Below are 12028 nucleotides of genomic sequence, written 5' to 3' on the forward strand. Positions count from 1 at the left end.
GACCCTCCGGACCCTCCGGACCCTCCGGACCCTCCGGACCCTCCGGACCCTCCGGACCCTCCGGACCCTCCGGACCCTCCGGACCCTCCGGACCCTCCGGACCCGGCGGGCCCGGGGGGTCCTGGGGGTCCGGGGAGGGCCGGGAGTGGTTCCAGGGTGATGGTGCGGAGGGGGTGCCGAATCGCGGTGGTGGCGATGGCGTCGGCCGCCAGGGAGAGCAGGTCGACGGGTTCCCGGTGGGTGACGGGTGCCTTGCCGAGCTTGGCGAGGAGGAACAGGTCGTCGACGAGCCGGCTCATGCGGTCGGCGTTGTGTGCGATCAGGGCGTGCGCCTCGTGGCGCCGTCCGGCGGCCATGCCGGGCTCGTCGAGGAGGAGTTCGGCGAAGCCCTGGATGGCGGTGAGCGGGGTGCGCAGTTCGTGTCCGGCGTCGGCCATGAACTGGCGCAGTCGGGCCTCGGAGGTCTCCGTGCGGTGCAGGGCCGTGCGCAGCCGGTCGAGCATGGTGTTGAGGGCCAGGCCGAGTCGGCCCACCTCGGTGTCCGGGTCCGTCACGGGGACGTTGAGCTCCAGGGCGCCGTCGGTGATGTGCTGGGCGGTGTGCTCGACGCGGGTCAGTGGGCGCAGTCCCAGGCGGACGGCGCCGTTCCCGAGGACGACGACTCCTGCGGCGACGGCGACCCCGAGGGCCAGGCTGAGCCAGAGGAGTTTGGTGGTGGCGCCGTCCACGGTGTCCAGCGGGAGGGCGACGACGGCGCGCATGCGGTCGGGCCCCTCGTAGGCGACCACGCGCCAGCCGGAGCCCGAGGCGTCGCCCTCGGCCGGAAGGGTGCCCGGCCGCCCGGCGGTCAGGTCCAGGTCGGCCTCCCGCGCCGGGAGCCGGGGCCCGGGGCTCTTTCCGCTTCCCAGGGAGGTGCGCAGCAGGTTCCCGTCCCGGTCGTAGAAGTAGACGCGGTAGTCCGAGGGCAGGGTGTCGTCCGGCCTGGGCGGCCGGGGCGTCTCGTTGCCCGTGATGACGTCCTCGTAGACCTGGCCGGGGGGACGGAAGTGGGCGAGCCGGTCGTCCACCTGGTCGGTGAGCCAGCCGCGCAGCACGGTGAGGCCGGCGAGCTGGCACAGCAGGACGGCACCGGTGGCGAGCAACGCGGCGATCAGGACGAGACGGCTGCGCAGCGAACGCGGCCGCAGCCGGCGGAGCCGCCTCACCGGCCGGCCGTACGTGTCTCGTCGCGCGGCAGCCGCAGGCAGTATCCGACCCCGCGCACGGTGTGGATCAGCGGGGGCGCGTCCTGGTCGAGCTTGCGGCGGAGGTTCTTGACGTAGGTGTCCACGATCCGGGTGTCGCCGGAGAAGTCGTACTGCCAGACCTGCTGGAGGATCTCGGCCTTCTCCACCACCCGCTCGGGGTGGGCGAGCAGGCAGGCCAGGAGGCGGAACTCCGTCGGGGACAGCTTCAGCGGCCGGCCCGCGCGGAACACCTCGTGGCTGTTCTCGTCGAGAGTGAGGTCGGCGTAGCGCAGGGACGACCGGCCGCCGGCCGCGTCGGGCGAGGTGTTGCTGCGGCGCAGGATGGCGCGGATGCGCAGCAGGATCTCTTGAACGTGGAAGGGCTTGGTGACGTAGTCGTCGCCGCCGGAGCTCAGGCCGATGATGCGGTCCTCGACCCCGGCCCGAGCGGTGAGGAACAGGACGGGCGTGTAGACACCCTGGGCCCGCAGGTCGCGGATGACCCGGAAGCCGTCGGTGTCGGGGAGCATCACGTCCAGGACGATCAGGTCGGGCCGTCGGCTGCCCGCCTCGAACATGGCCTCCTGCCCGGTGCCCGCGCTCACGACGGCGTACCCGGCCGCGGTCAGTGCCGAGGACAGCAGGGTGCGAATGCTGGCGTCGTCCTCCACGACCAGGACGGTGTGCCGGGCGCCGACGGGCGCGGCCGGGAGGTTCAGGGGGGCGTTCACGTTCTCGGCACCTCGGCGGTACGGGCGGAGGAGCCGCGGCGGGGCGGCTCCGGTGCGTGCGGCGCGATGGTAGGCGGACACCCTGTGCCGCACCTGTCCATGGCATTGCGAAAGGGATGTTTCCGGCGCCCCGGGGCATCCCTGTCGGGAACGTCCGTCCGGGGCGCCGGAACTGCTCTCAGCCGGTCACTTCCTTGTCCTTGGCCAGAGCCGCGGAGCGGTCGGTGACGGTCTTGGTGAGCTTGGTCACGGCGGTGTCCAGCTCCTTGGAGCCGGCACCCGCCGACCGGGCCTGCTCGGCGATCGCCTTGACACTCTCCGCCGCCGTGCCCGAGGCGTAGAACTCCTGGTACAGCTCGCGGTACGCCTTCTTGTAGACGGAGTCGAAGGCGTCCAGTTCCAGGAACTTGGTCTTCAGGACGTGGGACATGCCGCCCCTGCCCCCGCCGGGGCCGCCTTCCCGGTCGCCTCCGGCACCGCCGGGCGCGCCCTCCGGCATTCCCTCGGGGAACCCGCTCGGCGGCGTGCCGCCCGTGTTCCCGCCGGCGGTGCCGTTGCCTCCGGCTCCTCCGGTCTTGGCGTTGCCGCCGGGACGGGCGCCGGGCATGCCGCCGCCGTCCATCCCAGTGGAGTCGTCCGGTCCGGCGGTCGCGTCCCCGCTGAAGGTGAGGTTGTAGTCCCAGCCGAGCACGGAGAACTTCTTGGTATCCAGGTCGTACCGGAGGAGGTAGTTCTTGCCGGGGCCTGCGATGTCGTCGAAGTTCAGCAGCAGGTTCTGCGAGGCGACGTAGCGGGCGAGCGAGTCGACGTCGACGTACTTGTGGAGGTCGCGGGCGAACTCCTCGTCCGACGCCTTACTCGCCCACTTGATGAGCTTCATCACCGGTTCGAGGTCCTGGCTGCCCTTCTTGTTGAGCTGCTTGAAGGAGTTCTCGTACTCGCTGGGGTCGTCCCCGCGGTACTCGAAACTGCCGCTCGCCTTGGCCTTGTAGAGCACGCCGTTGCCGTCGGCGATGTCGTCGGCGTAGTCGGTGTCGGGGGCCTCGACCATGAGCCGGGCGACGGAGGGCCGGTTGTTCACCTTCACCTGGGTGAAGGCGTACCGCTCGGCCTTCTGTCCGCTCTTGTCGGTCAGCGACAGGGACAGGGCCTCGTTGAGGGGGACCTGCGCGTTGCTGCCCGGACGGAGCGAGATCTCCCGTTCGCCCTGGTAGGCGCGGCCCTCGACGTACTCGTCGATCTTGACGAGCCAGGGCAGTTCCTCGGGCTTGTCCGCGGACAGGTTGTACTGGACCATCCCGCCGAAGCCGCCACCGCCTCCGCCCGGGCCACCACCGTCCGGACCGGCCCCGGCACCACCAGCACCACCGGCGCCCCCGGCGTCCCCACCACCGGTACCAGCACCACCGGTACCACCGGCACCAGCACCACCGGTACCACCGGCACCACCGGCACCGGCACCACCGGCACCAGCACCACCGGCACCACCGCTGGCGCCACCGGCTCCGCCAGGACCGCCGCCGGGCTGCTGGCCCTGGCGGCGGTCCTGGCCCCCGGCCGCGCCGTCGGCACCGGCCGGAGCGCCCTGCTGGGCGCCGGGCATCTGCCGGCCGCCACCGGGCATGCCCCGGTTGCCCCGCAGGGACGACAGGGTGGAGTTCCCCTTGAGACGGATCCCGACGTCATTGAGGTAGACGCCGTCGACGACGAGGTCGGCCTCGACGTAGTCCTTGGTCCCGTCCTCCTTGAACTCCTTCATCATCTTGTCGAAGTCGGTCTGCTTGTAGGTCAGCTGGATCGAGTGCGGTACGGAGGTGTCGTACAGATCGACCGTCCCCCTGACGTCCTCCGTGACGGGGTCCCCCTCGACGCGCGAGGCGGACGTCACGTACGGGGAGATCCGCGCGTCACCGATGAAATAGACCATTGCGGCGAGCCCGACGCCCAGCGCTGCGGCCGGCTTCCAGTGGTGGCGCAGCCGGACGGGCAGCCGGTCCTTCAGCCGCCTCCCGCGCTGCGCGGTGGTCTCGCCGCTCATCACAGGTCCGTGGTGTCGTAGCCGGTCAGGACGGTGACCCGCTGGCCCGAGGTCCGCTCCTGAAGGGCGCCGACCAGGTCGCCAGGCTCGGCGCCCTTCTTCAGGCGCACGGTGTAGAAGACCTCGGTCAGCGCGCCGCCGCGGATCGTCTCGGTGCTCACCAGCTCGAACTCGCTGGTGTACTTGATGAGGACGTCGCGGATCTGCGGCGTGTAGTCCTCGCCGGCCGGAACCTGGACCTTGACGACTTGGCGCTGCACGTTGAGGGCGAACCAGTTGAACTTGAACATCACCAGGACGACGGCGCAGATGACGACGGCGCCGACGGCGGCCAGGGTGTAGAAGCGGGCGCCGCAGGCCATGCCGATCGCCATGGCCATGAAGATGAAGCCGACGTCCCTGGTCTCCTTGACCGCGTTGCGGAAGCGGACCACGGACAAGGCGCCGACCAGCGAGAACGCGCGGGCCAGGTTGGAGCCGACGACCAGCATGATCAAGGCGACGATCATGCCGACAATGACCAGGGTCTGCACGTAGGACTGGCTGTAGGAGACGTTCCGGTGGGTGTACCGGTACGTGTAGCCGATCACCGTGGACAGGATGAACGACAGCGCCATCGCCGCCACGACGTCGGCGACGCTGAACGTGCCGCTCAGCTCCTGCAGGTTGAGGTCGAAGTTCACTGCGCTCCTACTTTCGACGGCGCGTCATGGCGCACCGACTGCTCATCGGTGGGGGTGGGGGTGGGCGGCGGGTAGTCCGCTTCGTTGACGTGGAAGACCGAACGCGGGGCCAGGCCGAACGCCTCGACGGACTGCACGTACTTCGAGATCCGGACGAGGTTGAGGTTGCGCCGGGCGGCCAGATCGGTGATCCATTGCGGGGTGCGCTCGTTGACCTTGATCTCCATGACCGACATGTGCGGTGGGATCGTGAACCGGTTCTCCGGCGTGGGGATGCCGAAGTGGAAGTCCCGGTCGCGTCCGCGGATGCGACGGTCGAAGGTGACCCGCAGGCCGGTGTCGGCGTCGCGGCCGACCAGGGCCTCGCGCTGGTAGCCGGTGATCGCGGTGGGCTGGAGGTTCAGCCGGACGACCAGTTCGAGGACCTCCTGGACGAAGGCGCTCTCCTTCGGCGAGTGCTCCACCATCTCCCGGCCGTCGCACAACTGCCGTGCCACGCCGTAGGGAAGGGTGATGCGGCGCTTCTGCGTGACCCGGTTGACGCGCTGCTTGATCTCGACACAGACCGGCGAGTCGTCGGTGACCCCGTCGAGATCGCCGTAGTGGCGGATGCGCAGCTTGCGGCGGAACTTCAGGCCCTCGATCTTCTCCCAGTAGAAGCGGAGCTGAGGAGTGTCGTAGTACAGGCTCCACACCCCGTACCCACCGACGGGGCTGTGCAGGTCCCGCTCCATCCGCTCGCCCAGCTCGTCGCGGATCTCGGCCGCCTGCTCCACAGGGACCAGGTACTTCAGCTCGAACCGGTTGAACGCGTGCAGCCGGCTGGCCACATGCAGCGGCTCCTCGCCGACCGGCTCCCCGTTGCCGTCCGCCAGGACTTCTTCGGTCCGGGCCTCCTCTGTCCGGCTCGCGCGCGCCGCGGCTGCCTTCGACAGGAACACCATGCGCCTCCTTGCTCGTACGTTGCGGATCGACCGGCCTCGTACAAGCAACCAACGGCACATGAGGAGCCCATGAGAATCATGGGTTGATTTCAGGAGTCTTCGAGGGGGACAAAAAGTGAACAGAAGATGGCGCCCGTGGCGCCGACGCTACCCGGAGGGCCCGGCAGCTTCCCCCGAGAGGTCGGGACAACGACGAACCCCCAGGTCGATGACCTGGGGGTTCGTGGAAGAGCGGGTGACGAGAATCGAACTCGCGCTCTGAGCTTGGGAAGCTCATGTTCTACCATTAAACTACACCCGCGAAGCATGCCGTCCGAGCGGCGGCTACCGTCCCATACTGTACCCCATCGCAGGTCCCCGGCGTTTGAGCCGTGGGGCCTTTTTGGTGTGGGTGGGGGGTGGATGTGGGTGCTGGGGGCGGGAGTTGGGGGCGTAGCGTGGGGGGTCGGAGTGCCGCCTGGAGTGGCGTCCTGTTCATCCCCTAATGTGGCGTTTTCGTCCAAGGCTTGTTGGGGAAGGGACTTGATGGACTCCATGGAGCGCACCGTCGTCCGCTGTGCCGAAGGGCACGTTTTCGCTACCGCTTCGTTCCCGATGCAGCAGCTCGGGGCCGGGCGGATCGGTCCCGGGCGGCTCATTCGCTGTCCTCGGTGTGCGCGGTTGCGGCATGCCGTGCCCGTGGTGTTCGAGCAGCGGTAAACGGTGGCGGCAGGCGCGCGGGTGGTCCCGGATTGGGGCGGGCCCGCGCGTTCTGCGTATCCTCGGGGCGTGCTTCTCTCAGATAAGGACATCCGGGCCGAGATCGACGCCGGACGTGTGCGCATTGATCCGTTCGATGCGTCGATGGTGCAGCCATCGAGCATCGATGTGCGGCTCGACCGCTACTTCCGGGTGTTCGAGAACCACCGCTATCCACATATCGACCCGGCCGTCGAGCAGGCCGATCTGACACGGATGGTCGAGCCGGACGGCGACGAGGCGTTCATCCTGCATCCCGGTGAGTTCGTGCTCGCTTCGACGTACGAGGTCATCTCGCTGCCCGACGATCTCGCCTCGCGGCTGGAGGGCAAGAGTTCGCTGGGGCGGCTCGGGCTGGTGACGCATTCGACCGCCGGGTTCATCGACCCCGGATTCTCCGGGCACGTGACGCTGGAGCTGTCGAATCTCGCGACGCTGCCGATAAAGCTGTGGCCGGGGATGAAGATCGGGCAGCTGTGCATGTTCCGGCTGAGTTCTCCCTCGGAGTTCCCGTACGGGTCCGAGCGGTACGGGTCGCGGTACCAGGGCCAGCGCGGGCCCACCGCGTCGCGTTCTTTCATGAATTTCCATCGGACCCAGGTGTGATGTCCCATGAGTGCTGATGCGGGTGACGTGCGGGAGAACCTGACGTACGAGGGGTTCGGCCGTGCCGTGCGTGAGCTGGCGCAGACCGTGGCGGACGACGGGTTCGAGCCCGATGTCGTGCTGAGTATCGCGCGCGGCGGGGTGTTCGTCGCCGGCGGGCTCGCCTACGCCCTCGACTGCAAGAACATTCATCTGGTGAATGTGGAGTTCTACACCGGGGTGGGGACCACCCTGGAAATGCCGGTCATGCTGGCACCCGTTCCCAACGCCATCGACTTCTCGGACAAGAAGGTCCTGATCGCCGACGACGTCGCCGATACCGGGAAGACGCTGAAGCTGGTGCGTGATTTCTGTATCGATCATGTCGCCGAGGTCCGCAGCGCGGTCATCTACGAGAAGTCGCATTCGCTGGTGAAGTGCGAATACGTGTGGAAGAAGACCGACCGCTGGATCAACTTCCCCTGGAGCGTCGACAAGCCCGTCGTACGGCGCAGTGGGCAGGTTCTCGACGCCTGATCCCGGTATCGGACGTACCGGTGACGAGAAACCCCCGGCACGAGAATGTGCCGGGGGTTCGCTGTTCGTGAGGGCGTGAGGGCGTGGGGGGCGGGGGTCAGATCGTGCCCAGCTTGATGATCGACAGCAGCGCGATCAGCTGGATCGCGGACGCGCCCAGTGCCTTCGGCCACGGCAGGTCGTGCGATTTGCTCACCATCGACGTGAAGAGCGCGCCCGAGGCCAGCCAGGTGATCCAGCCGAGAATCTGGACCAGGGAGTTCTCGCCGCCGAGGAAGAGCGCGAATATCAGGCGGGGCGCGTCCGTGATCGACATGATCAGCATGGACAGGCCCACCGTCGGCTGCCAGGCGCCGTCGCCGCCCAGCTGGCGGGCGAGCGTGTGCGTGACCGCGCCGAGGACCAGGCCGCCGATGACGAAGCCGAGGCCCGTGATGATGACGTAGGGCACCGCCGCGGAGATCGTGGCGTGGATCGCGTCGTCCCGGGCCTGGTCGAAGCCGAAGAGCGCGAGCAGGCCGTAGAGGAACGTGACGATGAGCGCCGGGCCCCAGACGGGGTAGTCGCGCATCTGCCAGAACGTCGGGCCCGGGCGGAGCACGATGCCGGTGAGCAGCTCCTTCCACCGCAGCCGGGGGCCCGCGGGCTGGGCGGGGGGCTGGCCGGCGCGGTAGGTGTCGCCGGGGCCGTACGGTTCCTCGCCGATGCTGAACGCCTGGGTGTGGCCGGGGGAGTTGGCGTACGGGTCGCCCTGCTGGGGGGAGCCGTGGGGGTGTTGGGGGTGCTGGGGGTGCTGGTTGTACGGGTCGCCGAAGTACTCCGGCTCGCCGTGGCCGCCCCCGTGGCCGCCGCCATGGCCCCCGCCGTGGTTGCCCCCGTGGCCCCCGCCGTTGTAGCCGTTTCCGGCGTTGCCGTAGCCGCCGTTGTTGTACGGGGGCGGGGCCGCGTTGCCTCCTGCCGGTGGCCAGGGCTGCTGGCCGTACGGCGGTGGTGCCTGCGTGCCGTACGGCTGCTGCCGCGGTTGCTGTTGCGCTTGTTGCGGGGTGCGGTTGTCCCGGCCGCGTCCGATCCTGAATCCAGCCACGTCATCGAACGTACCTGGTCCAGGGCGGTGCGGTCAGAGGGCCTGGGGAACCTGCCCGCCATTGCGGCCGAGCTGTGACATCCCCTAGGGGAACCCTGGGGGCGCCCCCAGGCCCCAGCCCCCAGGCCCCAGCCCCCAGGCCCCCCGTCCCCCCCGGCTCCCGTACCGCCGTGGGAAAGGCGGAAGCGGCCGGTCCCGCCCCCGAGGCAGGTCCGGCCGCTTCCGACGTGCGGTTGAGCGGTTGTGGAGTTGTGGAGTCGTGCGGTCGAGCAGCTGTGTGGCTGTGTGGCCGCGGGCTACTTCACCGGCTCCGGTTCCGGCTCGTCCGCCGACTCCGCCTCCCCGGCCGGATCGGCGGGGGTCTTCACGGAGTCCAGCAGCAGCTGGGAGACGTCGACCACCTGGACCGACTCCTTCGCCTTGCCGTCGTTCTTCTTGCCGTTGACCGAGTCGGTCAGCATGACCAGGCAGAACGGGCACGCGGTGGAGACGATGTCCGGGTTCAGGGACAGGGCCTCGTCGACGCGCTCGTTGTTGATGCGCTTGCCGATCCGCTCCTCCATCCACATCCGGGCACCACCGGCGCCGCAGCAGAAGCCGCGTTCCTTGTGGCGGTGCATCTCCTGCTGGCGCAGGCCGGGGACCTTGTCCATGATCTCGCGCGGCGGCGTGTAGATCTTGTTGTGGCGGCCCAGGTAGCACGGGTCGTGGTACGTGATCAGGCCCTCGACCGGGGTCACCGGGACCAGCTTGCCCTCGTCGATGAGGTGCTGGAGCAGCTGCGTGTGGTGGATGACCTCGTACTCGCCGCCGAGCTGCGGGTACTCGTTGGCGATGGTGTTGAAGCAGTGCGGGCAGGTGGCGACGATCTTCTTCGACGCCTTGGCCTTCTTCGTGGAGTCGTCCTCGTCGTCCTCGCCGAACGCCATGTTCAGCATCGCGACGTTCTCCTGGCCGAGCTGCTGGAACAGCGGCTCGTTGCCCAGGCGGCGGGCCGAGTCACCGGTGCACTTCTCGTCGCCGCCCATGATCGCGAACTTGACGCCCGCGATGTGGAGGAGTTCGGCGAATGCCTTCGTGGTCTTCTTGGCCCGGTCTTCGAGGGCTCCCGCGCAGCCGACCCAGTAGAGGTAGTCGACCTCGGTGAGGTCCTCGACGTCCTTGCCGACGATCGGGACCTCGAAGTCGACCTCCTTGGTCCACTCCACGCGCTGCTTCTTGGCGAGCCCCCAGGGGTTGCCCTTCTTCTCCAGGTTCTTGAGCATCGTGCCCGCCTCGGACGGGAACGCGGACTCGATCATCACCTGGTAGCGGCGCATGTCGACGATGTGGTCGATGTGCTCGATGTCGACCGGGCACTGCTCCACGCACGCACCGCAGGTGGTGCAGGACCACAGCACGTCCGGGTCGATGACCCCGTTCCCCTCGACCGTGCCGATCAGCGGACGCTCGGCCTCCGCGAGGGCGGCCGCGGAGACGTCCTTGAGCTGCTCCTCGGACGCCTTCTCCTCGCCCTCCATGGTCTTGCCGCCGCCGGCCAGCAGATACGGGGCCTTGGCGTGCGCGTGGTCGCGCAGGGACATGATCAGGAGCTTGGGCGAGAGCGGCTTGCCGGTGTTCCAGGCGGGGCACTGCGACTGGCAGCGGCCGCACTCGGTGCAGGTGGAGAAGTCGAGGATGCCCTTCCAGGAGAACTGCTCGACCTGCGAGACGCCGAAGACGGCGTCGTCGGCCGGGTCCTCCCAGTCGATCTCCTGGCCGCCCGACGTCATCGGCTGGAGCGCGCCGAGCGCCGTCGAGCCGTCCGCGTTCCGCTTGAACCAGATGTTCGGGAAGCCGAGGAAGCGGTGCCAGGCGACACCCATGTTGGTGTTGAGCGAGACCGTGATCATCCAGATCAGCGAGACGCCGATCTTCACCATCGCGGTGAAGTAGATGAGGTTCTGCAGCGTTCCGACCGCGAGGCCCTTGAAGGCGAGGACCAGGGGGTACGAGATGAAGTACCCGGCCTCGTAGCCCTCGACGTGGTGGATCGCGCCTTCCAGACCGCGCAGGGTCAGGATCGCCAGGCCGATGGCGAGGATGACGTACTCGACGAAGTACGCCTGCCAGGCCTTGGAACCGGCGAACCGGGACTTGCGGCCGGCCCGGGAGGGCAGGTTCAGCAGCCGGATGGCGATCAGCACGAGGATGCCGACCGTCGTCATCAGGCCGATGAACTCGGTGTACATCTCGAACGGCAGCCAGTTGCCGATGATCGGCAGCACCCAGTCGGCCTTGAAGAGCTGCCCGTACGCCTGGACCAGCGTCGGCGGCAGGGTCAGGAAGCCGATGGCGACGAACCAGTGCGCGAAGCCGACGATCCCCCACCGGTTCATCCGGGTGTGGCCGAGGAACTCCCTGACCAGGGTGATCGTGCGCTGCTTCGGTTGGTCGGTGCGGCTGCCTGCCGGTACCGGTTGTCCGAGCGTGACGAACCGGTAGATCTGCGCGACGGCTCGGGCGATGAGCGCAACGCCGACGACAGTCAGCACCAGCGACACGATGATCGCGGCGAGTTGCATGTAGGGGCTCCTCGGGCCTGCGAGGGTGGGATCCAGCGTCGATGAGCGAGTACTGGCGATTATCCGTGATTACTAAGCAGTAACTTAATCAGTCTGTGCTGACACTACCCACTTCTTCCGCCGTGCTGTAGCCGGACAGGCGGTGATCTGTGTCGCTCAGGCGTGCCTTGCCGCGCCGGGCGAGCCCGCGGAGCGCCCCGCGCAGCGGAGCGCGTACGGCACTCGCCAGGATGGCCAGGTCCAGTCCCACTCCGTGGTGCTCGGCGTAGTGCTGGTCCAAGAGGGCCGGCTCGTCCCACGGCATCCCGGAGCGGGAGCGCACCTGGGCCAGGCCGGTGAGGCCCGGTTTCAGTTCCTGCCGCCAGTGTCTCGCGGTGGGGGAGGCCGGGGTTCCGGCGGGGTCGGTCCCGCCTCCGTTCCCGCTGTCCTCCGGAGTCAGGGGTTCCGGGCCTACGAGGGAGAGGTCTCCCCGTACGACGTGCGGCAGCCGGGAGAGCACGTCCAGCCGCAGCCGCCGGGTGCGCAGCGAGCACAGCACGAAGACGCGGCCGTCCAGGCCGACCCGGGGCGAGCGGGTCAGTACGCCGCCTGGGGGCCGCCGCGCCGCCAGGGCCAGGGCGCCGGCGCCGAGGAGGGGAGAGGCCAGGGCCAGGAGGGCCGAGCCGAGGGTGAGGTCCAGTACGCGCTTGGCGGACGGCGGCTCCCAGTGCTTCGCCGGGATGCCTGCTGCCGATGCCGCTGCCGATGCCGCCCTTGCCGCTGTTCGCGCTCGCCCTGCCGCCGCCCCTGCTGCTGACCGCGTTCGCCCTGCCGTCTTCCTTCCCGCTGTCCGCGGTTGCCCTGCCGCCTTCCTTTCTGCTCCCGCTCTCCGTCCTGTCCTTCTTCTCCGGGTCCGCAT

General features: G+C 69.0%; 9 protein-coding genes, 1 tRNA gene and 1 pseudogene. 2 read left to right on the forward strand and 9 right to left on the reverse strand.

What is annotated here, in order from left to right:
* Window positions 1–130 precede the first annotated feature (130 nt).
* From ACFVFH_RS12185 to ACFVFH_RS12210, 6 genes and pseudogenes are all read right to left on the reverse strand, one after another.
* Window positions 131–1247 (reverse strand): annotated as a pseudogene (locus ACFVFH_RS12185) (histidine kinase dimerization/phospho-acceptor domain-containing protein); the annotation flags it as partial.
* On the reverse strand, window positions 1202–1957 hold the full coding sequence (locus ACFVFH_RS12190; protein WP_383766249.1) for a response regulator transcription factor: 756 nt from the start codon (window positions 1955–1957) through the stop codon (window positions 1202–1204). The gene ACFVFH_RS12190 and the pseudogene ACFVFH_RS12185, both read right to left, overlap by 46 nt.
* Before the next feature lie 178 nt (window positions 1958–2135).
* The gene (locus ACFVFH_RS12195) at window positions 2136–3995 is read right to left on the reverse strand and encodes a CotH kinase family protein (protein WP_383766251.1); all 1860 of its coding nucleotides are present in this window, start codon (window positions 3993–3995) and stop codon (window positions 2136–2138) included.
* Entirely contained in the window at window positions 3995–4678 is a 684-nt protein-coding gene (locus ACFVFH_RS12200; RefSeq protein WP_383766252.1) for a DUF4956 domain-containing protein, read from the reverse strand. The genes ACFVFH_RS12195 and ACFVFH_RS12200 overlap by 1 nt, the downstream gene beginning before the upstream one ends.
* The gene (locus ACFVFH_RS12205) at window positions 4675–5508 is read right to left on the reverse strand and encodes a polyphosphate polymerase domain-containing protein (RefSeq protein WP_383766802.1); all 834 of its coding nucleotides are present in this window, start codon (window positions 5506–5508) and stop codon (window positions 4675–4677) included. Before ACFVFH_RS12205 ends, ACFVFH_RS12200 begins: the two co-directional genes overlap by 4 nt.
* A 344-nt stretch (window positions 5509–5852) precedes the next feature.
* Window positions 5853–5923, reverse strand: a tRNA-Gly gene (locus tag ACFVFH_RS12210).
* A gap of 467 nt (window positions 5924–6390) precedes the next feature.
* Here ACFVFH_RS12210 and dcd point away from each other — a divergent pair.
* Window positions 6391–6966 carry a dCTP deaminase gene (gene dcd / locus ACFVFH_RS12215; RefSeq protein WP_072487843.1) on the forward strand — a complete coding sequence of 192 codons (576 nt, stop codon included), beginning with the start codon at window positions 6391–6393 and terminating at the stop codon, window positions 6964–6966.
* Window positions 6967–6972: 6 nt separating this feature from the next.
* On the forward strand, window positions 6973–7482 hold the full coding sequence (locus ACFVFH_RS12220; protein ID WP_093547726.1) for a phosphoribosyltransferase: 510 nt from the start codon (window positions 6973–6975) through the stop codon (window positions 7480–7482).
* 97 nt (window positions 7483–7579) lie between these two features.
* On the opposite strand, the gene ACFVFH_RS12225 is transcribed toward ACFVFH_RS12220, so the two are convergent.
* From ACFVFH_RS12225 to ACFVFH_RS12235, 3 genes are all read right to left on the reverse strand, one after another.
* Window positions 7580–8566 (reverse strand): Yip1 family protein, encoded by a 987-nt coding sequence (locus ACFVFH_RS12225; protein ID WP_383766254.1) that lies wholly within the window; start codon window positions 8564–8566, stop codon window positions 7580–7582.
* Window positions 8567–8862: 296 nt separating this feature from the next.
* Entirely contained in the window at window positions 8863–11130 is a 2268-nt protein-coding gene (locus ACFVFH_RS12230) for a (Fe-S)-binding protein (RefSeq protein WP_383766255.1), read from the reverse strand.
* 88 nt (window positions 11131–11218) lie between these two features.
* Entirely contained in the window at window positions 11219–12028 is an 810-nt protein-coding gene (locus tag ACFVFH_RS12235; RefSeq protein ID WP_383766257.1) for a sugar transferase, read from the reverse strand.

The organism is Streptomyces sp. NPDC057697, from assembly GCF_042799335.1.
In the GTDB taxonomy this organism is placed as follows: Bacteria; Actinomycetota; Actinomycetes; order Streptomycetales; family Streptomycetaceae; genus Streptomyces.

Bases quoted from the DNA above. Each gene is read 5' to 3' on its own strand.
- ACFVFH_RS12195 (WP_383766251.1), bottom strand. From the start codon at position 3,995: ATGAGCGGCGAGACCACCGCGCAGCGCGGGAGGCGGCTGAAGGACCGG.
- ACFVFH_RS12230 (WP_383766255.1), bottom strand. From the start codon at position 11,130: ATGCAACTCGCCGCGATCATCGTGTCGCTGGTGCTGACTGTCGTCGGC.
- ACFVFH_RS12220 (WP_093547726.1), top strand. From the start codon at position 6,973: ATGAGTGCTGATGCGGGTGACGTGCGGGAGAACCTGACGTACGAGGGG.
- ACFVFH_RS12235 (WP_383766257.1), bottom strand. From the start codon at position 12,028: ATGCGGACCCGGAGAAGAAGGACAGGACGGAGAGCGGGAGCAGAAAGG.